22 protein-coding genes are annotated in these 18,997 nt (G+C 56.9%); 15 read left to right on the top strand and 7 right to left on the bottom strand.

Annotated features, from left to right (window positions below):
• Window positions 1-174: 174 nt before the first annotated feature.
• Genes VNZ65_RS14505 through VNZ65_RS14490 form a run of 4 tightly spaced genes read left to right on the top strand, consistent with a single transcriptional unit; the run spans window position 175 to window position 4,829 of the window.
• Window positions 175-291, top strand: coding sequence for a GpE family phage tail protein (locus VNZ65_RS14505; RefSeq protein WP_082793033.1), 117 nt, complete (start codon window positions 175-177; stop codon window positions 289-291).
• 11 nt (window positions 292-302) lie between these two features.
• Entirely contained in the window at window positions 303-3,023 is a 2,721-nt protein-coding gene (locus VNZ65_RS14500) for a phage tail protein (protein ID WP_325670164.1), read from the top strand.
• 13 nt (window positions 3,024-3,036) lie between these two features.
• Window positions 3,037-3,564, top strand: a complete 528-nt coding sequence (locus tag VNZ65_RS14495) for a phage tail protein (RefSeq protein WP_325670162.1) — start codon at window positions 3,037-3,039, stop codon at window positions 3,562-3,564.
• Window positions 3,564-4,829 (top strand): contractile injection system protein, VgrG/Pvc8 family, encoded by a 1,266-nt coding sequence (locus VNZ65_RS14490; RefSeq protein ID WP_325670160.1) that lies wholly within the window; start codon window positions 3,564-3,566, stop codon window positions 4,827-4,829. Before VNZ65_RS14495 ends, VNZ65_RS14490 begins: the two co-directional genes overlap by 1 nt.
• Window positions 4,830-5,195: 366 nt before the next feature.
• Here VNZ65_RS14490 and VNZ65_RS14485 read toward each other — a convergent pair whose 3' ends face one another.
• On the bottom strand, window positions 5,196-5,993 hold the full coding sequence (locus tag VNZ65_RS14485) for a helix-turn-helix transcriptional regulator (RefSeq protein ID WP_325670158.1): 798 nt from the start codon (window positions 5,991-5,993) through the stop codon (window positions 5,196-5,198).
• 220 nt (window positions 5,994-6,213) lie between these two features.
• Between VNZ65_RS14485 and VNZ65_RS14480 the strand changes: the two genes are divergently transcribed.
• The 9 genes from VNZ65_RS14480 (at window position 6,214) to VNZ65_RS14440 (ending at window position 11,316) form a co-directional block, all read left to right on the top strand.
• Entirely contained in the window at window positions 6,214-6,471 is a 258-nt protein-coding gene (locus VNZ65_RS14480) for an ogr/Delta-like zinc finger family protein (RefSeq protein ID WP_098495405.1), read from the top strand.
• Window positions 6,472-6,606: 135 nt separating this feature from the next.
• Window positions 6,607-7,005: a hypothetical protein gene (locus VNZ65_RS14475; protein WP_325670155.1), complete on the top strand. Its 399-nt coding sequence runs from the start codon at window positions 6,607-6,609 to the stop codon at window positions 7,003-7,005.
• Window positions 7,006-7,007: 2 nt separating this feature from the next.
• The gene (locus VNZ65_RS14470; RefSeq protein ID WP_325670153.1) at window positions 7,008-7,226 is read left to right on the top strand and encodes a hypothetical protein; all 219 of its coding nucleotides are present in this window, start codon (window positions 7,008-7,010) and stop codon (window positions 7,224-7,226) included.
• 107 nt (window positions 7,227-7,333) lie between these two features.
• Window positions 7,334-7,672 carry a hypothetical protein gene (locus VNZ65_RS14465; RefSeq protein WP_325670151.1) on the top strand — a complete coding sequence of 113 codons (339 nt, stop codon included), beginning with the start codon at window positions 7,334-7,336 and terminating at the stop codon, window positions 7,670-7,672.
• A complete protein-coding gene (locus VNZ65_RS14460) occupies window positions 7,669-9,636 on the top strand; it encodes a replication endonuclease (RefSeq protein ID WP_325670149.1) in 1,968 nt (655 codons plus the stop codon). Before VNZ65_RS14465 ends, VNZ65_RS14460 begins: the two co-directional genes overlap by 4 nt.
• Before the next feature lie 8 nt (window positions 9,637-9,644).
• Entirely contained in the window at window positions 9,645-9,821 is a 177-nt protein-coding gene (locus VNZ65_RS14455; protein ID WP_325670147.1) for a hypothetical protein, read from the top strand.
• On the top strand, window positions 9,814-10,107 hold the full coding sequence (locus VNZ65_RS14450) for a hypothetical protein (RefSeq protein WP_325670145.1): 294 nt from the start codon (window positions 9,814-9,816) through the stop codon (window positions 10,105-10,107). The genes VNZ65_RS14455 and VNZ65_RS14450 overlap by 8 nt, the downstream gene beginning before the upstream one ends.
• A gap of 2 nt (window positions 10,108-10,109) precedes the next feature.
• Window positions 10,110-11,033 carry a DNA cytosine methyltransferase gene (locus VNZ65_RS14445; protein ID WP_325670143.1) on the top strand — a complete coding sequence of 308 codons (924 nt, stop codon included), beginning with the start codon at window positions 10,110-10,112 and terminating at the stop codon, window positions 11,031-11,033.
• A 34-nt stretch (window positions 11,034-11,067) separates the two neighbouring features.
• Window positions 11,068-11,316, top strand: a complete 249-nt coding sequence (locus VNZ65_RS14440) for a helix-turn-helix transcriptional regulator (RefSeq protein ID WP_325670141.1) — start codon at window positions 11,068-11,070, stop codon at window positions 11,314-11,316.
• Here VNZ65_RS14440 and VNZ65_RS14435 read toward each other — a convergent pair.
• The 3 genes from VNZ65_RS14435 to guaB all read right to left on the bottom strand — a co-directional run bounded on the left by VNZ65_RS14435 (window position 11,291) and on the right by guaB (window position 15,964).
• A complete protein-coding gene (locus VNZ65_RS14435) occupies window positions 11,291-12,499 on the bottom strand; it encodes a tyrosine-type recombinase/integrase (protein WP_325670139.1) in 1,209 nt (402 codons plus the stop codon). The genes VNZ65_RS14440 and VNZ65_RS14435 overlap by 26 nt on opposite strands.
• Window positions 12,500-12,805: 306 nt before the next feature.
• Window positions 12,806-14,386, bottom strand: coding sequence for a glutamine-hydrolyzing GMP synthase (gene guaA, locus VNZ65_RS14430; RefSeq protein ID WP_325670138.1), 1,581 nt, complete (start codon window positions 14,384-14,386; stop codon window positions 12,806-12,808).
• A 117-nt stretch (window positions 14,387-14,503) separates the two neighbouring features.
• A complete protein-coding gene (guaB, locus tag VNZ65_RS14425) occupies window positions 14,504-15,964 on the bottom strand; it encodes an IMP dehydrogenase (RefSeq protein WP_061942233.1) in 1,461 nt (486 codons plus the stop codon).
• Between the two features lie 197 nt (window positions 15,965-16,161).
• Between guaB and VNZ65_RS14420 the strand changes: the two genes are divergently transcribed.
• On the top strand, window positions 16,162-16,692 hold the full coding sequence (locus VNZ65_RS14420) for a DUF4124 domain-containing protein (protein ID WP_325670135.1): 531 nt from the start codon (window positions 16,162-16,164) through the stop codon (window positions 16,690-16,692).
• A 31-nt stretch (window positions 16,693-16,723) separates the two neighbouring features.
• Here the strand turns inward: VNZ65_RS14420 and VNZ65_RS14415 are convergent, their stop codons facing one another.
• On the bottom strand, window positions 16,724-17,029 hold the full coding sequence (locus VNZ65_RS14415) for an RnfH family protein (protein ID WP_325670133.1): 306 nt from the start codon (window positions 17,027-17,029) through the stop codon (window positions 16,724-16,726).
• Window positions 17,022-17,462, bottom strand: coding sequence for a type II toxin-antitoxin system RatA family toxin (locus tag VNZ65_RS14410; RefSeq protein ID WP_325670131.1), 441 nt, complete (start codon window positions 17,460-17,462; stop codon window positions 17,022-17,024). The genes VNZ65_RS14415 and VNZ65_RS14410 overlap by 8 nt, the downstream gene beginning before the upstream one ends.
• A 67-nt stretch (window positions 17,463-17,529) precedes the next feature.
• Here VNZ65_RS14410 and smpB point away from each other — a divergent pair, with 67 nt between their 5' ends.
• Entirely contained in the window at window positions 17,530-17,979 is a 450-nt protein-coding gene (smpB, locus tag VNZ65_RS14405; RefSeq protein ID WP_061942239.1) for an SsrA-binding protein SmpB, read from the top strand.
• Window positions 17,980-18,071: 92 nt separating this feature from the next.
• Here smpB and VNZ65_RS14400 read toward each other — a convergent pair whose 3' ends face one another.
• Window positions 18,072-18,989 carry a stomatin-like protein gene (locus VNZ65_RS14400; RefSeq protein WP_325670129.1) on the bottom strand — a complete coding sequence of 306 codons (918 nt, stop codon included), beginning with the start codon at window positions 18,987-18,989 and terminating at the stop codon, window positions 18,072-18,074.
• Window positions 18,990-18,997: the final 8 nt, after the last annotated feature.

Genomic DNA, 18,997 nt, shown 5'->3' with positions numbered 1-18,997 from the left:
GAGCGTGGCCGCCTTGCAGACCGTCTTGCCGCGTATCACGCAACCGACCCTGACCGCGCACGAAGTCGCCGGCATGGACCCGGCGGATCTGACCGAGATCGGCGCGGAGGTTGCCATTTTTTTGGTGAAGAGAGCGGATCGGCTGGCGGCCTTCCGGACCGAGTAGAAGACCCCATGGCCGATATTGCGGTGGTGTTTCATTGGCCGCCGCAGGCCATGGATGAGCTGGAAGTATCGGAATTGATGGCCTGGCGCGAACGCGCCAGGGTGCGCAGCGGCGCGGAAGAATAGGATTTCTCAATATGAGCGACAAGCAATTGCGGTTACAGGTGGTCTTCGCGGCGCTGGACAAGCTGACCGGCCCTTTGAAAAAGATCACCGGCGAATCGTCCGCCCCGGGCAAAGCCATCAAGGCCAACAATGACAGATTGAAGGAACTGAACGCCCAGCAAAAAGATGTTGGGCGCTTCCGCGAACTGAATGCCGGCTTGCAGATCAGCTCTGGCAAGCTGCGCGAGACGCAACAGCAGATTGCCGCCCTGGCGCAGCGAATGCAGCAGACCACGACGCCCACGCGTGCCATGACCCGCGAATTTAACGCCGCCGTGAAGTCGGCCAGCGCGTTAAAACAGGCCGGCCAACAGCAAGGCGAACAAATGCAGATCCTGCGCACGCGCTTGTCCGGCGCCGGCATCGATACGCGCAAGCTGGGCAGCGCACAGACCTGGCTGAAAGACAGCATCGCCTTTACCAACGCCGAACTCACCGCCCAGCAGAAGAAGCTGGCAGCAGTCGGCGCGCAACAGCAGAAGGTGGCCGGCGCCCGCCAGCATGCCGACAAGCTGCGCACCACCGCCGGCAATGTCGCGGCCGCCGGCATCGGCGCGACTGTCGCCGGCGCCGCCGTGGGCGCCCCCTTGGTTACAGGCTTGAAAGAGGCGAAGCACTACCAGACCGAGAAGGGCCGCATTACTGCCTTGGGCCTGGGACCGAAGGTCAGCGCCGACGCCGAGAGCTACGCCCGCAACATGAAGACCTACGGCACCAGCCACGCCGAAAACCTGGAACTGGTGCGCGACAGCATGTCCGTGTTCGGTGATCTGCCGCATGCGCAGATGGTGGCGCCTATGCTGGCGAAGATGAAATTCGCCAACAAGGCGTTTTATGGCGAGGAAGCCGGCGGCGAAAATGAGCGCAAGTTCATGGACATGTTGAAAGTCATCGAGGTGCGTGGCGGCACGGCCAGCTCGGAGAAATTCAACGAACAAGCCAACATGGTGCAGAAAGTCATTTCCGCCACCGGCGGGCGGGTCGGCCCGACCGAATGGCTAAACCTCATCAAGACCGGCGGCATCGCTGCCAAGGGCATGGATGAAAAGTCGTTTTACTATGAGCTGGAACCACTGGTGCAGGAGCTGGGCGGCTTTGGCGTCGGTAACGGCCTGATGTCGAGCTATAACAATCTATACCAGGGACGCACCAGCAAACGGGCCGCGATGAACCTGGACAAGCTGGGGCTGATTGGCGATCACACCAAAGTGAAACATGACAAGGTCGGTCAGACTGCGCAGCTTGATCCTGGTGCACTCTTGGGGTCCGACCTGTTCAAGAAAAGCCAATTCGAGTGGATGGAACAAGTCCTGTTGCCTCAGTTGGCGAAGAACGGTATCACCAAGCCCACCAAGGTACTGGATACCATCGGCAGCCTGTTCACCAATCGCAAGGCTGGCGACTTGATGGCGAACATGTACTTGCAGCGCGCCCAGATCCATAAAAACCGGAAGCTGAACGAAGGCGCTTACGATGTGGACCAGCTCGAACCGCTGGCCCGCGAACAGGCCGCCGGCAAGGAAATGGACGCGCACGCCAAGCTGGTCAACCTCCAGTTGACCATGGGCGAGAAGATCTTGCCGCTGTATTCCAGCGCTATCGACAACGTGACCGCCGCCTTGGAAGGTTTAAATGGCTTCATGGAGCGCAACCCGGCCACGGCCAAAGCGATGATTGTGGGCTTTGGCATCCTGGCCGGCATTCTGGTGGTGCTAGGGCCGCTGATGCTGGGCCTGGCCGCCTTGATCGGACCCTATGCCATGTTGCATGTCTTGTTCGCCAAAATGGGCGTTAGTGGTGGCGTGTTATCTCCGATCCTGCGCGGTATTGGCGGCGGCTTCATGGCGATCGGTAAAACTGTTCTGTGGTTAGGCCGCGCCTTGTTGACGAACCCGATTGTATTGCTGATTACCCTCATTGCGGTGCTGGCTTTCCTGATCTATAAAAATTGGGAACCCCTGAAGGCTTTCTTTAGCGATCTGTGGGACGGCATCACCGAGCGGTTTAGTCGCGTATGGGAAACCATCAAGACCTTTGCCGGCGGCTTGTGGGCGGATGTGAAAACAGCATTCGATGGCGGTATTGGCGGCGTCAGCGCGTTAATCGTGAACTGGTCGCCGCTGGGACTGTTCTATAAGGCATTCGCCGGGGTCATGAGCTGGTTCGGTGTTGAGCTGCCGGGGACATTTACCGAGTTCGGCGCCAACATCGTCCAGGGCCTGGTCAATGGAATCTCGTCGGGCTTTGGTTTCTTGAAAGACAAAATCAAGCAACTGGGGGCCATGGTCGGCATGACCTTTGCGAAGGAGCAGGAGATCCACAGCCCTAGCCGTGTCTTTAGCCGATTCGGTGGCTTTATCACTGAGGGGCTGGCGCTGGGTATCGAGAACGGACAGGATGCGCCGATCAACCAGGTCAGCGGTCTTGCCAAGCGCTTGACCCAGCTCGGCGCCGGGATTGCCATCGGCGCAACAGCCATGCCGGCGCTGTCCTTCGATACGCGCCCGCCCATTGCGCCGCGTGCCACCGGCGCCGGCGTCGTTGTCCAGGGCGACACGATCCAGATCACCGTGCAGACCATGCCTGGCATGGACGAACAAGCGATTGCCCGCGCCGTCATGCTGGCGATGGAAGAGCGAGACAGACAGAAGGCAGCGCGCACGCGCTCCAGCCTGTCCGACAATCACTTTTAAGGATTTTATTATCATGATGATGACCCTGGGCATGTTCGTCTTCAGCTTACCGACCCTGGCTTACCAGGAGCTGCAACGCAAAACCGACTGGAAGCATCCGAGTACGTCGCGGGTCGGCGCCCGTAACGCACGCCAGTACACCGGCAAGGGCGACGACACCATCACGCTATCCGGTTGGATCGCGCCGGAACTGACCGGCAGCGTGTATTCGTTGGACGCTTTGCGCCTGATGGGCGACACCGGAAAATCGTGGATTCTGATTGCGGGGACCGGTCGCATCCTGGGGTCCTACGTCATCACCGGCATGACTGAGGGCCGCACGGTGCTGGCGCAGGATGGCGACGCCGGCAAGATCGAATTCACCATCACCCTGGAGCGTACCGACGAATCCGTGCTGGGCTTGCTCAATACCCTGGGCGACCTGGGCAGCATCAAGAACATGTTGAGCCTGGAGGGCATCAGCAACAGCGCCAGCAATGCCATCAATACCGGCATGTCGACGTTTGACAATGTTGCCAACAGTATGCGGAGCCTGTTCTGATGGACTACCCTATCCCTGCTTTCAAGATCACGCTGGACGGCCAGGACATTACGGGGAAATTCGCGCCGCGCCTGGTCAGCCTCGACCTAACCGAGTGTCGCAGCGACAGCGCCGACGAACTGAGTATCACCCTGTCGGACACGGACGGCCAGCTTGCGATACCAAACAAGGGCGCCAGGATCAACGTGCAGATCGGCTGGCAGGAATCCGGCTTGATTGACAAGGGCGTCTTTACGGTTGATGAGATCGAGCACAGCGGCGCGCCGGATCTGCTGACCCTGCGCGCCAGGACGGCCAGCCTGATCGATACGTTCCGCCAGCCGGTCGAGCGCAGCTTTCACGACACCACGCTGGGCGCAGTGATCGAGGTGATCGCGTTTCAGCAGGAACTAAAAGCCGGGATTGCTGAGGCGCTGCGGGGTGTAAAGATCGGACATCTGGACCAGACCAGGGAGAGCGACGCAGCATTCCTGCGCCGGCTGGGCAAGAAATACGATGCTGCCGCGACGGTCAAAAATGACACGCTGTTGTTCATGCCGGCGGGCCGCAGCAAGACGGCGTCGGGCCGCGACTTGCCTGTGATCCGCATCACGCGCAACCTGGGTGACAGGCACCGCTACCATAGCGCCGAGCGCGACAGCTACAGCGGCGTGCGCGTGTTCTGGCATGACGACCGGCACGGCCTTCGCCGCAGTGTCGTAGCCGGCGCGCCCGGCAACAGCAAGCGGCTGCGCACCACCTATGCCAATGAGGCCGACGCCCGCGTCGCCGCCGTCGCGGAGTGGCAGCGCATCCAGCGCGGCGCCGCGACTCTGGAATTGTCGCTGGCAATTGGCGACCCGGCGCTGATGCCGCAATCGCCGGTGGAAGTCGTCGGATTCAAAACCGATATTGATCATCAGGAGTGGCTAACGGCCAAGGTCCGGCACAGCATCAGCGATGCTGGCTTTACCAGCAGCATCGAGCTGGAGACGCGCACCGAGGAAGCGGAAGTTGAGCGCGAGGATGAGGTCGACCCAGATCCAGGAATTACCGGCGTGTACGCCAAGTGGCGCAACCTTGCCACCAAGAAGACCGGGCAGGAATTCGCACCCTCCACTGGCAAGGGCAAGCATACGGCGCCGGCGGTCGGCGCGACGGTCAGCACAAAGACACTGCAGCACGTCTACGCCAACAAGCAAACGGCCGTACGCGCCGCAAAACTCGAATGGGGAAAAATTCAGGAGCGGCGCGAGGTGATCAAAGAAAACAGCGACGGTCAGTAGTATCGCTGCTTAGATGCGAGGTCAGAAATTACGTGACCCTCGGTGGACGTGGCGCGATAAGGTCAGCAAGAAACAAGGGGAGCAGCTTGCAGAATCTCGAACCCATCCAACAACACTGGTGCATATTTATGCAAGTAAGCAATCGGCTGTACGTTCAGCAAAACTTGAGTGGGCAAAGATTCAGGAACGGCGGGAAATAATCGCGGAAAACGCCAGCGAGGCGTGATTTTCTGATCAGCAACCTGTATCATCCCGCTCCCGGTTGTTTTACCGGCCTTCCCCTTGCAACGCGACTTCTTCTTGCGCTTTTTCTTATCGGCTACAGCCTTGTATGAGAATGTCAGGAGGGATAGACGCGGCCTAATTTTATAGGATGTCCTTTTTTTTACCGCCGATTTTAACAGTGGCGTTACCCGAAATATTGGTGCTCTTTTTGCCCGAATTTATCTGAGGGTTCTTCCCTGTTATGGGGTGCGCGAGTTGCGCTTGTTTTTCACCTACGGCATTAGATGGATCTATTCCAGACGCCAGTTCGACGGCCTCCTCAACTATTGAGGTGTCGACTTTTCCATTACCGCTGAAACTGCGATACAGCATGGTGGTTACAGCAGCTTTCTTTCGAGCCGTTATCTCTAAGTTTTTTTCGGATAGACAACTCTCAATTCGCTCCAATATTAAAGTCAGCAGCTCTCTATTCAGCTCAAAATCAACAGGCTGATCTACTGAAAATTTTTTATTTATTTTCTGCGTTATTAAGGCGCTTGCGTTTATGAAAAAAAATTCATCAAAAATGGCAACCCTCTCGTCTACTCGGGAATCCGGTATCTTTCTATAGGGCTCTGAATCTGCTATCAATCCAGCCTTTTTTACCACTATATCGAGTTCCTCCGGTGAAATATTGAGTACCGAGGCAACGACATGTCCCAAGTCCAAGAGATGTTCGCCATATGTGATTTGCCAGATATTTTTTTTGGTCCCAGTAATTACATAGGATGTGTCTACTCCAATTTGCTTAAGATTTTCTAGGTATGTGGTGTCAGGATCACGCTCACCGGACTCATATCGCTTTTGGCTGCTCAAAGAGACCTTTGCCAGAGAGGCAAACTTTGTTTGGCTGTAGTCCAACCGCTTCCTCTCTTCCGTAATTCTTTCCCCGATATTCATAACAGACCTTGACCAGCTCCAAATGGAGCTATATTATTGGCTCCAATTGGAGCTAAATGAGAGTGAATATAAAACCATTGAATACTACTACAGCACAACAAATTCGTGCCGAATGGCTCCGTAAAGGAATGGGGGAAAACGCCTGGGCACCCATGTTTAATTTCAAAAAAAACAATTATTAGCCAATTTACTTATCGCAAATCTCGATAATCGATCCCCAATGAGAGTCATCAGCATTCCCTGTCCACATTGCCGCCACCGGGTGCGCGCCGCTAAAAGCCGCACTATGTCCGAGCTGATGAAAGAGATCACGTACATGTGCCAGAACCCTGACTGCGGTCATAGCTTCGTCGCCAGCCTGGAAGTGCTGCGCACGTTGTCTATGTCGGCAATCCCGAATCCTGATATTCGCATCCATGTTTCCCAACATGTCCGCAATGCTTGTGCCAATCAGTTGGCGCTATTCAAAAATGACTGAGGCACATATGACTACCCTCCGCATCCTAGCTCCACCGTAATTCCCCGCTAGTCCGTTTTACTTCCTCCCGTTGTTCCCTGCAATGCCTGATTTCAGGCATGCGGGATTCGCTCACCCTGAAATAAGGAAATCACTATGGAAAACACCATCACGCTACTTTGGCTCGGCCTCGGATTCACCATCGCCGACCGTGTCCAGGTCGATCAGTTGAACGATTGCGTATTCAATGAGTGGCTGCAAATCCCGCTGGAAAGCAGGCGCAATCTGGCTCTTGTGGTGACAGATGAAAATGATTTTTCAGCGGCCTTTGCTGGCGCCACAGTTGGCGGCTTCCGGTTCATCTTCCTGCAAGACTACAAGATCGATCCTCTGGTCGCATTTTCTGGCATGAGCTTCAATGACCTCCGTGCGATGCCAACCTGTAATCACACCAATAACAGCCGGGGCAAGCTGGTTCACTACGCCCGCAAATACATCTACAAGGCGATTTTCAGGCAGCCGAAATATATCTTCGAACCAGCCGAGGCGCTCTGATCATGGCCGCGCAAACGACTCTCACCATGTTGAAGCGCATCACGGTGAATCCGGCAGTGACGCGTCGGCACCCAGATCCGACCGTAGGGATGTACACCACGCAAGAAGTTAATTTCCATTTCCATGACGCCGGCCAGCACACGCTGCGCCTTCATCTTGATGCCGGCCTGAACGCGCTGGCAGTGGGTGAATTGATTACCAATGAAGAGGCGACAGCATGAAAAAATTGAAAAACATTCTTCTCGATCTGGGCGTGATTACGCTTGGCTGCCTCCTGATGATGGCAGGCCCGTTGTTGCAAGCCACCGGCATCATCGGAGGGTAAGCCATGGCGACCCACTCTCAACAGGCGCACCAGGACATTGCGTACACACACCTGACACACGCCTACATCATGCTGGCTGGCGACAAGGAAAGTGTACGCGCTGGCCGCTGGAATGGCATCCCGCCGCGTGACCGCCAGATGCTGGCGCACATGGCCGGCATTGGCAGCAAGAAGGGGGACACCACCTTGCAATCGCTGAACGCCCTGGAGCGCGGCAAGCTGCATTGCGAAGCCCGCCGGCTTATCAAGCAACTTGAAATCGTTCTGCGCTGTGCGCAAGGCGGCGAGTTGCCTTGCCAGTTTCCGGCAGCGGGTCACGAATCGGACGGCATAGCCGCATGAGCTACCACTTCTATTCCGCCGAGAGCATCACTGGCCTGCCGAAGCGCATGGGCCGCGCCCTGCGCGATCTGTTCGCCCGCGACGGTTACGAAAAGCACGAACACAAGGTCGATGTCATTGATGAGATCTGGTCTGCCGACCATTTTATTTTGCCACCCGATGCTTCCGATGGAGCGCTCTATCGCGCCGCCGACACTGCCGCCCGTGCCTGTTACCAGTTCTGTGCCAACCTGCAATCGCTAGACGCGATTGTGTCGGCCATTCGTGAACACTGCGACCGCCACGGCGTCGCCGCACCAGCCGGTAAGGAAGAAGCCGAAATCATCCGCCGGGCCTTGGACAAGGCGTGGTGGTTGCGAGGCATCCGCAAGGCCCATGCGCGCCGCTGCGAACATATGGCGATCCGCCTGGGCTTTACGCATTTCAAGGCCGGCGCTTATGTCAGCAACGAAACTGCCTATCGCCAGCAGCGCCGTAATAAGCAGAATGCCAAACTGCTGGCGTCCATAGAAATACAGAATGAAAACGGTCAGGTCTATAGCCTAGAAGCGTTAGCCGCCCTCGGTACGGCTAACAAGTCCATTCGGCACAGCGAATTGATGACACGGATACGCGGCTTTGAAGAAATCGCCTTCGACCTGGGTCATGTCGGCATCTTTGCCACCATCACTGCCCCGAGTAAATATCACGCCGTCCTGAGCAAGAACGGCGAACCTAACCCGAAATACAAGGCATTTGGCGAACCCACGCCACGCGATGCGCAAGCTTATCTGTGCGACGTGTGGAAAAAAATACGTTCCAAGCTACACCGCGACGGCATCCACGCCTACGGTTTTAGAATTGCCGAGCCACACCATGACGGCTGTCCGCACTGGCACATGCTGATGTTCGTCGCGCCCGAACACCTGGAGCGTTACGAGAAAGTCATGACGGCGTATGCCATGCGCGAAGACGGCGACGAACGCGGCGCCAAGAAGAACCGGGTCAAGCTGGTGCGCATCGAAGCCGGCAAAGGTACAGCCGCTGGTTACATCATCAAGTATGTCACCAAGAACACCGATGGCAAGAATTTGGGCGAACACCATGTCATCGAAGATGGGCAAAAGCATATCTTGGTGGAAGACCTGGTCGGCGACGAACTGATTAAGCCGAGTCAGAGAGTTTGCTATTGGGCGCAGACCTGGGGCATCCGGCAGTTTCAGCAGGTCGGCGGTGCACCTGTCGGCCCTTGGCGCGAGTTACGGCGCATCAAAAGCGAAAGCATCCTGCATGCGCCGGAAGCGGTGAAATCGGCATGGCAGGCGGCACAGAGCATCAAGGCCACCGAAATCAATGTGGTCGATGGCAAGCGTGTCAAAACCGTCAAGACCATCAAACAAGCCTCCTACCGCGATTACCTGCTGGCCCAGGGCGGCCCCACTGTCGGACGCAAGGGTCTCGTCAAAATCGCCACGCGCAGCACCGTGGTCGAAGGCAAGTACGCCACCTATGAGATGGACAAGCCATGCGGGATTTATCACGCATGGAATCCTCACGCGGTGTACGAATCGGTCCGCTATCAGTGGACAGTCGTCGGCGCCGCCAAGGCTGTGGCTTTTGACGTACCTTGGACTGGTGTAAATAACTGTACGAAAAAATTAAAAAAGAAAATTTCCACTTCGGTTTTATCGCCGGAAGAAATAGCAGCAACAGCAGTTCGGCTTGCTGATTTCATCAGAAAAAATCCGCAGCCGGCATATCAGCCGACCGACTGGTCGGCAATTGATAAAAAGTCGAAAGACCTGGAGCGGGAAACCGACAAATTTGCCACTGCGATGAATGCGCAGTGTGAAGAGGCGCGCCGGCAGGAAGTGGCCGCGTATGAAAAAAACGACATGACGGCACGCAAGCGCCTTGTCACGACCTGGGCCGCCCTCGGCGCCTGCCCTTACCCACGAATTTTTATTACTGAAAGCGACCTATGAAAATACTCATGCACGCATGCCTAAATTCGCTCATGGCGTTCGCCATGCTTGGCATCGCCGAAATCATCCAGCCAGCGTTCAAACGCTTCCAGATCCGTTACCACGGCGCTCTGTCGGCCTTCGTGGCCCTAATCATTGTCTTCTGCCTGGTGGTTGGCTTGCTCGCGGGGGCTTTCCATGAATAAGCCCATTCAACCTGTCAGCGTGAAACTACGCGACCGCGTCACATTCGACACCGACGAAGGCATCCAGGCCGGTTACGTCAACGACCTTCGGCGCGACCTGGGCAACGGTGAACTGCACGCCTGGGTTGAGCTGGAACACAGCTTGCCTGGCTGCTTCCGCGCCGTGCCGGTCTCGGTCATTATGACTTCTGACAAAGTTGGCCCCCCTTCGACCTGCTACATCGGGATGGATTGGGCAACCTACGCCGCCTATCTCAACACCCCATTAGCCGTCGATGCAATCTGAACATGGCTGCGTACTACAACGAGCATGACAAAGGCGCAGCCCAATGGCTACGCAATTTAATCACAGCCGGGCACATTGCTGCTGGCGACGTAGATGAAAGGGATATAAGAGATGTACGACCAAACGACATTCACGGATACACGCAATGCCACTTCTTCGCCGGCGTCGGCGTATGGTCCTATGCACTTCGACGCGCTGGATGGTCTGATGATCGACCTGTTTGGACCGGTTCCTGTCCGTGCCAACCTTTCAGCACGGCAGGCAAAGGAACTGGATTTGATGACGAGCGCCACCTTTGGCCTGCCTTTTATCATCTCATCAGCAAGCACAAAAACTGGTGTAAGCGACAGAAGCGACCAGCCCCAACAATTTTTGGAGAGCAGGTTGCGAGCAAACACGCAGATGCTTGGATCGACCTTGTACAAGCTGACTTGGAAGCGCTGGGTTACCCCTTCGGGGCGATCCCGTTTCCGTCTGCGGGCGTCGGCGCTCCCCACATCCGCGACCGCATTTACTGGGTGGGTAACGCCGACAGTGCGGGACCACAAAGACACACCTGGAATGGTGGCTCAACGCGATGGAAAGGATCGAGTAGATCAATTACCACGGCAAGCCTATCTGGCCGGATGGCCAACGTGTACGACCAGCGACACCACGGGCGCGGAAAGTTTGGAGGCAAAGGCAGCGAGAGGTGCGGGAGGATTCATGCTGCGGGATATGGCAATGATGTTGGGCTCCCCGGCCCGACTAACGGCTTCTGGAGAGCTGCTGACTGGCTCGGATGCCGGGACGAGAAATTCCGGCCAGTTGAACCCGGCACATTCCCGCTGGCTCATGGGGCTACCGCCCGAGTGGGACGACTGCGCGCCTACGGCAACGCGATCAACGCGGAAGCTGCCAAAGCGTTCATCGAAGCCGTTATGTAAACGCTAAAAAAGCAATCAACTCAGAAATAACCAAATGAATACCACTTCAAGGAGCAAAAGCAAAATGCTAATCAACCGAAAAACCTTACTGGCAATGATCCCTCTATCCGACCGCGTGATCTACAACATGGAAAAACGCGGCGACTTCCCGAAGCGGATTGTGCTAACAAGTAGAAACGTGGCCTGGGATCTATCGGAAATCGAAGAGTGGATCGAAATAAGAAGATCTTCCGGTGACCAAGCAGCACGACCAGGATTTATGCCGCAAGCCGCTTGCCCCTGATCGTCCATTCATCAATCATATCCGCCCAATCCTGCAGCATGGCCGTGCGTTGTTCTCTGTACTCGGCCTTGTTGTAGACAGCTCTGACGCCCTTCTGCTCGTGCGCAAGGCACTTTTCAATCCAGTCAGTGTTGTATCCAGCTTCATGCAGCAAGGTGCTTGCTGTACGCCTCAGATCGTGCGGTCCGAACTTCGATAGTGCCTGCCCTTCTTTCTGTGCGAGACGGTACGTCAGCGTAAGCACCTGATTCAAAGTCGCGCTGCTCATAGGGAGGTCCGAATCGTAGCGTGATGGCAGGATATATGCCGATCCACCAGAAAAAGTCTTAAGCGCAATAAAAATATCCAGTACCTGCCGCGAGAGAAAAACAAGATGCGGATTGCGGCGCTTCATACGTTCCTTTGGAATCGTCCATAAGGCCTGGCTGAAATTGATTTCATCCCATGTCGCATTTGTTAGCTCACTTTTTCGGACCATTGTCAGCAAAAGCAGCTTGGCCGCCGCACGAATGGATGGCGTCGTACCGATCCTCTCGATGTACCGATAAGCGATACCGATTTCTTCGGGGGTCAACGCACGGTCACGCGGCTCAAATTTGGCGATAGTGGTCGGCCTTACTAAATCTGCCGGATTTGCCACCTTCTGGCCGCGCTCTATTGCCCAGCGAAATACCTGTGAAACGATTTCCCGAACGTGTACTGCGGTTGCCGGTGCCCCTCGCTCGACAATCACATCGGTCAGTGCACGCAGGTCCTCGTGCGTAAATTCAATCAATTTTTTATTGTGGAACTTGGGCTTGATCTCTCGCTCATATACGGACGTGCGCATATCCCGCGTCGAGTCGGCCATCTGATAGCCACGTAGCCATTTGTCGGCCCAGGCGCCGAACGTCTCTACGCCTTTCACTCGGGCTTTGTCTCGTGCCTTCTCTTTGGCCGGCGACTTCCCGGCGGCAATCATCTTCTTGGCTTCTCCCAGCTGCTCCCGGGCTTCTGCAAGCGAGATACCGCCTAAGCCATAGCGCCCAAACGTCAGTGTCTCCTGCCTACCATTGATCGAATAGTTGTAACGGAAGGAGATCGATCCAGCTGGGGTAACCGCCACGTAGAGGCCATCACGGTCGTTTACTTTGAAAAGCTTCTCACCCGCTTTTAAGTTGCGCAGCTTGGTATCGGTCAACATGGCTTTCTTCCTTTTTTAGTTAGAAATACCATGATTTCCACGTCCGCTTTTTCTGCTAAATATCTCTTTCAAATCAATGATCTAGATATTTTCAATACCATGAAGATAAAAAAAATCATGGCATGGTATCGGGTGGCCCTCATGGCATCGGCGTGGATAATACCATCACAAATGCCATCTGGAATAAGTACTTGGGTATACATCGGCCTGCCAATCAATGCGGAGCCAAAAAGCAAAAAAGCCCGCATTTACGCGGGCTTTGAGGTATTTTCTACTTTCGTATACTTGCGAGTGCTAGACGTATTTTCATTCCCACTCGATAGTCGCAGGCGGCTTTCCTGAAATATCATAAACCACACGATTGATCCCGCGCACTTCATTGATGATGCGGTTCGATACCCGTCCCAGCAACTCATGCGGCAGATGCGCCCAGTGCGCAGTCATGAAGTCTTGCGTCTGTACCGCACGCAAGGCCACTACGTATTCGTAGGTGCGGCCGTCGCCCATCACGCCGACTGACTTGACCGGCAGGAAAACCGCGAACGCCTGGCTGGTCTTGTCGTACCAGGATTGCTCGTCATCGTCCTTGGTGTTGCGCAGCTCTTCGATGAAAATGGCGTCGGCGCGGCGCAGCAGGTCGGCGAATTCTTTTTTGACTTCGCCGAGGATGCGCACGCCCAGGCCCGGGCCCGGGAACGGGTGACGGTAGACCATCGCGTGCGGCAGGCCGAGGGCGACGCCGAGCTTGCGTACTTCGTCTTTGAACAGTTCGCGCAGCGGTTCCAGCAATTGCAGGTTAAGGGTTTCCGGCAGGCCGCCGACGTTGTGGTGGCTCTTGATGGTGTGCGCGGCATTCTTGCCGTTGCCCGCGCTTTCGATGACGTCAGGATAAATCGTTCCTTGCGCCAGCCATTTGGCGTTCTTCAGCTTGGCGGATTCGACCTGGAACACTTCGACGAATTCGCGGCCGATGATCTTGCGCTTGGCTTCCGGATCGGTGACGCCGGCCAGGTGGCCCATGAACTGTGCGGACGCATCGACATGGATCACTTTGACGCCGAGGTTTTCGGCAAACATTTCCATCACCATCTTGCCTTCGTCGAGGCGCAGCAGGCCGTGGTCGACGAAGACGCAGGTCAGCTGGTCGCCGATGGCGCGATGGATCAGGGCGGCGGCAACGCTGCTGTCGACGCCGCCGGAGAGGCCGAGGATGACTTCGTCGCTGCCGACCTGCTGGCGGATCGATTCGACCGCTTCAGCGATGTAGTCCGGCATGTTCCAGTCCGGCTTGCAGCCGCAGATATCGATCACGAAGCGGCTCAGGATGGCTTCGCCCTTGAGCGTGTGGGTAACTTCCGGATGGAACTGCACCGCGTAGAAATGGCGCTCATCGTCGGCCATGCCGGCGATCGGGCAGTTCGGGGTGGATGCCATCAGCTTGAAGCCGGGCGGCATGTGGTCGACCTTGTCGCCGTGGCTCATCCAGACTTTCAGCATAGCGTGCGATTCCGGCGTGACGAAGTCGCTGATGCCTTCCAGCAGCGCGCTGTGGCCGCGGGCGCGCACTTCGGCGTAGCCGAACTCGCGTACCTTGCCCATCTCGACCTTGCCGCCCAGCTGCTCGGCCATGGTCTGCATGCCGTAGCAGATGCCGAATACCGGCACGCCCAGCTCGAACACCGCTTGCGGCGCGCGCGGTGTGTCACCGTCGGTAACGCTGTTCGGGCCGCCCGACAGGATGATGCCGGAAGCGCCGTAGTTGCGGACGAATTCATCGGACACATCGTAGGGGAACACTTCGGAAAACACGCCAGCGTCGCGCACGCGGCGTGCGATCAGTTGGGTTACCTGGGAGCCGAAATCGAGGATGAGGATTTTTGAGTGCATGGTGGATGCCTGGTGGCTGATTTAGCAAAAATAAAGAATCTTTAAAGTGCACGCGCCACCGGCGGTATTCCCGCAGGTGGCGCGTTCCTGGACTAGATCAAGGTGCAAATCCAACTATCAATCGGTGCGATAGTTAGGCGCTTCCTTGGTAATCTGGACGTCATGGACATGCGATTCGCGCATGCCGGCCGAGGTGATTTCCACGAATTCAGCTCTTTCGCGCAGCTCGTCGATAGTGGCGCAACCGCAGTAACCCATGGAAGAACGCACGCCGCCGATCAACTGGTACAAGATCGTCAGGACGCTGCCCTTGTAAGGAACCCGGCCTTCGATGCCTTCAGGAACGAACTTGTCGGCCTTGTTGGCCGAGTCCTGGAAATAGCGGTCGGCGGAACCGTCCGACATCGCGCCCAGGCTGCCCATGCCGCGGTACGACTTGTAGCTGCGGCCCTGGAACAGGATCACTTCGCCCGGCGCTTCTTCGGTGCCGGCAAACATGCTGCCCATCATCACGGTCGAGGCGCCGGCGGCCAGCGCCTTGGCGATGTCGCCCGAGAAGCGGATACCGCCGTCGGCGATACATGGAATGCCCGTGCCCTTGAGCGCTTGCGCGACATTGGAGATGGCGGAAATCTGCGGCACGCCGACACCGGCGACGATACGCGTGGTGCAGATCGAGCCAGGACCGATGCCGACCTTGACGCCGTCGGCGCCGTGGTCTGCCAATGCCTTGGCGGCAGCCGCGGTAGCGATATTGCCACCGATGACTTCCACCTGCGGGAAATTCTGCTTGACCCATTTGACGCGGTCCAGCACGCCCTTGGAATGGCCGTGCGCGGTATCGACCACGATGACGTCGACGCCGGCTTTCACCAGCAGCTCGATGCGTTCTTCGTTATCGGCACCGACGCCGACCGCGGCGCCTACACGCAGCTTGCCCTGGCTGTCCTTGGAGGCCAGCGGGTGCGAGGTCGATTTCTGGATATCCTTGACCGTGATCAGGCCGCGCAGCTCAAAGGCGTCGTTAACCACCATCACGCGTTCCAAACGGTGCTTGTTCATCAGGCGCTTGGCTTCCGACAGGTCGGCGCCGTCCTTGACGTAGACCAGCTTGTCGCGCGGCGTCATCTTGGCGCTGACTTCAGCGTCCAGTTCTTCTTCAAAACGCAGGTCGCGGTTGGTGATGATGCCGACCAGGCGATTGCCTTCGACCACCGGGAAACCGCTGATGCCATGCAGTTCTGACAAGGCCATCACTTCACGGATACGCATGTTGGGCGGAATCGTGATCGGATCGCGCACCACGCCGGATTCGAAACGCTTGACCTTGGAGACTTCGCGCGCCTGTTCCTGCGCAGTCAGATTCTTGTGGATGATGCCGATGCCGCCCTCTTGCGCCATGGCGATCGCCAGCCGCGCTTCAGTCACGGTATCCATCGCAGCCGACAGCAACGGAATGTTGATATCGATATTGCGGGACAGACGCGTTTTGAGGGTAGTGTCTTTGGGGAGGACGTCCGAATAAGCCGGAACTAACAGCACGTCATCGAACGTGAGTGCTTTCTGAAGTAGACGCATAGTTTTTCCTATAGGCGCAAAAGCGAATTATACAGAAATCCGCGCAACTCGCCTAACCTTGCGTGATTTTACGCACCCGGCATAAAATATTTCCACAAAGCACTATCGTTTCATTGACATGCTGGGTGAATCATGGCGAAATCTGCGCTTCGATTCGATAAACCTTCAATCCGGTTTTACTGCCTCAAGGAATAGCAATGAATGCAATGCGTCTGAAACACGTTTTCTCCGCCACCGCGGCTGTTGTCTTGCTGGGCCTGGCGACTTCCGCCCTGGCGCAATTCATCTGGCTGGACGAAAAGGGAGTGAAACAGTATTCAGACATGCCGCCGCCGGCTTCGGTGCCGAACAAGCGGATTCTCAAGACACCGGGTCAAAGCCTGGCGCGCGGCGCCGGCAGCCAGGAAGCCGGCAACGGCACGGCTGACGATGCTGCCGCCGATGCGAAAGCTGCGCCGGCCGCGCCGCCGACCATCGCTGACCAGGACGCCGCCTATCAAAAACGCAAGGCCGAGCAGGCGGAAAAGAACAAGAAAGCCGCGCAGGAAGCCAAGCAAGCCTCGGACAAGGCAGAAAACTGCGCCCGCGCCCGCGCCAACCAGCGCACCCTGGATTCCGGCACACGGATTGCCCAGACCGACGCCAACGGCCAGCGCACCTATATGAACGATGACCAGCGCGCCAAGCAGAACGCCGACAACCGCGCGGTCCTTAACGACTGCCAATGACGCGCAGGACGGCGTAAAAAAAGCCCGCTATCTAGCGGGCTTTTTTGTCGGCGCGCTTGCGCCGCGATTCCATCGGATCGGCGATCAGCGGCCGGTAGATCTCGATGCGGTCGCGGTCGCGCAGCACCGTGTCCAATGTCTTCAGCTTGCCGTAGATGCCGACGCGCCAGCAGCTGAGGTCGATTTCACGCATTTCTTCCAGCAGGCCGCTGCGCTTGATGCCGTCGTGCAGCAAGGTGCCGGCCGGCACCGACAGCTCTTTCAGCGCCTGGATCGCGGGCGTGGCGTAACAGACTTGTATCCGTATCTGCCCTGCGCTGGCTGCGGTTTCACTCATGGTGGCCATAGACGGCGTCGGCGCGCTTGCAGAAAGAATCGACGAAGCTGTTGGCGATCATGCCGAATACCGGGCCGATCAGCTTTTCCAGGATCCTGTTGGAAAACTCGTAATGCAGATCGAATTCGATCTTGCAGGCATCGGCGCGCAAGGCCTTGAAGCTCCAGTTGCCGTCGAGCTGCTTGAACGGCCCTTCCACCAGCCGCATCTGCATCGCGCTGGGCGGCGTGTTGCTGTTTTCAGTAGTAAACGATTGCTTGATACCGTGGTAATGTATGTTCAGTGTCGCCACCAGCTTGCCGGCAGCGCGTTCACGCACATCCACCCCGCCGCACCACGGCAGGAATTGCGGGTAGTCTTCCACCCGATCGACCAGCGCAAACATCTGCTCTGCGCTGTACCCCAAAAGTACCGTTTTATGCACTACTGCCATTGAATATCAACCGTTTGATAGAATCACAACTTGAAATTTTAACCGACCTGCGCGATTTTCCTACTACATGAGCATTATTGACAACAAAAAAGTCTTCCACGACTACTTCATAGAAGAGCGTTTCGAAGCAGGCATGGAACTGCACGGCTGGGAAGTAAAAGCGATCCGCGCCGGCCGCGCCAACCTGAAAGAATCCTACGTCATCGTCCGCAACGGCGAAATCTATCTGTTCGGCGCCCATATCAGCGCCCTTCTCAGCGCCTCCAGCCATGTGCATCCGGAAGCGGTGCGCACTCGCAAGCTGCTGCTGCATGCGGAAGAAATCAAGAAGCTGATCATCAAGGTCGAGCGCTCCGGCTATACGCTGGTGCCGATCAACCTGCACTACCTGCGCGGCCGCATCAAATGCGAAATCGGCCTGGCCAAGGGTAAAAAACAGCATGACAAGCGCGATACCGAACGCCAGCGCGACGGCGAGCGCGAAGTGCAGGCAGCCATGAAACAGCACCGGCGTTAAGCCGGACAGCAAGTCCGGCACACCGCCAGCTACAATAAAAAACGGCCCCGGCGAAATGTGAATTTCGCCGGGGCCGCGTTTTTATGCCTGGTTCAAGACTTGGTCTGGGACTTGACCACTTGCAGCGCGGTGGCAATCAAGCCGCTGATATCGCCCATGTTGGCCGGTACGATAATCGAGTTGTTGGTCTTCGCCAATTGCCCGAAGGCTGCCACATACTGCTCCGCCACTTTCAGGTTGACAGCGTCCGAGCCGCCTGGCGACTGGATCGCCGCCGCCGTCTTGCGGATCGCTTCGGCGCTGGCTTCGGCGATCGACAGGATTGCTGCCGCCTGGCCCTGGGCGCGATTGATGGAAGCCTGCTTTTCACCTTCCGACTTGGCGATCGAGGCTTCGCGCTCGCCGGTGGCGATATTGATCTGTTCCTGCTTGCGTCCTTCCGAAGCAGCAATCAGCGCGCGCTTCTCGCGCTCCGCGGTAATCTGCGCCTGCATCGCGTGCAGGATTTCCTTAGGCGGCGTCAGATCCTTGATTTCATAGCGCAGCACCTTGACGCCCCAGTTGGCGGCGGATTCATCGATGGCGTTGACGATGGTGGTGTTGATGTGGTCGCGCTCTTCAAAGGTCTTGTCCAGCTCCATCTTGCCGATCACCGAACGCAAGGTGGTTTGCGCCAGTTGCGTGATAGCGGCGATGTAGTTGGAAGAACCATAGGATGCGCGCATCGGATCGGTGATCTGGAAATACAGGATGCCATCCACCTGCAATTGCGTATTGTCGCGCGTGATGCAAACCTGCGGCGGCACGTCGAGCGGGATTTCTTTCAGGATGTGCTTGTAGGCGACGCGGTCGATAAAGGGCACCACGATGCTCAGGCCCGGCCCCAGGGTTGCATGATACTTGCCGAGGCGTTCGACCACCCAGGCGTGCTGCTGCGGCACCACCTTGATGGTCTTGGCGATAAAGATGACGACGATCACCAGCAGGACTAACGAGACGCTTCCAAACATGATTTTTC

The organism is Collimonas sp. (assembly GCF_035566555.1).
Lineage (GTDB): Bacteria > Pseudomonadota > Gammaproteobacteria > Burkholderiales > Burkholderiaceae_D > Collimonas.
The sequence above is the reverse complement of the archived record's forward strand: the minus strand, read 5'-3'. Positions and strand labels throughout refer to the sequence as shown.

Coding starts and splice junctions, on each gene's coding strand:
- VNZ65_RS14440 (WP_325670141.1), top strand. CDS start 11,068: ATGAATACCACTTCAAGGAGCAAAAGCAAAATGCTAATCAACCGAAAA.
- VNZ65_RS14465 (WP_325670151.1), top strand. CDS start 7,334: ATGGCGACCCACTCTCAACAGGCGCACCAGGACATTGCGTACACACAC.
- VNZ65_RS14415 (WP_325670133.1), bottom strand. CDS start 17,029: ATGAGTGAAACCGCAGCCAGCGCAGGGCAGATACGGATACAAGTCTGT.
- VNZ65_RS14455 (WP_325670147.1), top strand. CDS start 9,645: ATGCACGCATGCCTAAATTCGCTCATGGCGTTCGCCATGCTTGGCATC.
- VNZ65_RS14435 (WP_325670139.1), bottom strand. CDS start 12,499: ATGTTGACCGATACCAAGCTGCGCAACTTAAAAGCGGGTGAGAAGCTT.
- guaA (WP_325670138.1), bottom strand. CDS start 14,386: ATGCACTCAAAAATCCTCATCCTCGATTTCGGCTCCCAGGTAACCCAA.
- VNZ65_RS14450 (WP_325670145.1), top strand. CDS start 9,814: ATGAATAAGCCCATTCAACCTGTCAGCGTGAAACTACGCGACCGCGTC.
- VNZ65_RS14400 (WP_325670129.1), bottom strand. CDS start 18,989: ATGTTTGGAAGCGTCTCGTTAGTCCTGCTGGTGATCGTCGTCATCTTT.
- VNZ65_RS14410 (WP_325670131.1), bottom strand. CDS start 17,462: ATGGCAGTAGTGCATAAAACGGTACTTTTGGGGTACAGCGCAGAGCAG.
- VNZ65_RS14475 (WP_325670155.1), top strand. CDS start 6,607: ATGGAAAACACCATCACGCTACTTTGGCTCGGCCTCGGATTCACCATC.
- VNZ65_RS14445 (WP_325670143.1), top strand. CDS start 10,110: ATGGCTGCGTACTACAACGAGCATGACAAAGGCGCAGCCCAATGGCTA.
- VNZ65_RS14470 (WP_325670153.1), top strand. CDS start 7,008: ATGGCCGCGCAAACGACTCTCACCATGTTGAAGCGCATCACGGTGAAT.
- VNZ65_RS14480 (WP_098495405.1), top strand. CDS start 6,214: ATGAGAGTCATCAGCATTCCCTGTCCACATTGCCGCCACCGGGTGCGC.
- smpB (WP_061942239.1), top strand. CDS start 17,530: ATGAGCATTATTGACAACAAAAAAGTCTTCCACGACTACTTCATAGAA.
- VNZ65_RS14460 (WP_325670149.1), top strand. CDS start 7,669: ATGAGCTACCACTTCTATTCCGCCGAGAGCATCACTGGCCTGCCGAAG.
- VNZ65_RS14485 (WP_325670158.1), bottom strand. CDS start 5,993: ATGAATATCGGGGAAAGAATTACGGAAGAGAGGAAGCGGTTGGACTAC.
- VNZ65_RS14505 (WP_082793033.1), top strand. CDS start 175: ATGGCCGATATTGCGGTGGTGTTTCATTGGCCGCCGCAGGCCATGGAT.
- VNZ65_RS14490 (WP_325670160.1), top strand. CDS start 3,564: ATGGACTACCCTATCCCTGCTTTCAAGATCACGCTGGACGGCCAGGAC.
- VNZ65_RS14420 (WP_325670135.1), top strand. CDS start 16,162: ATGAATGCAATGCGTCTGAAACACGTTTTCTCCGCCACCGCGGCTGTT.
- guaB (WP_061942233.1), bottom strand. CDS start 15,964: ATGCGTCTACTTCAGAAAGCACTCACGTTCGATGACGTGCTGTTAGTT.
- VNZ65_RS14500 (WP_325670164.1), top strand. CDS start 303: ATGAGCGACAAGCAATTGCGGTTACAGGTGGTCTTCGCGGCGCTGGAC.
- VNZ65_RS14495 (WP_325670162.1), top strand. CDS start 3,037: ATGATGATGACCCTGGGCATGTTCGTCTTCAGCTTACCGACCCTGGCT.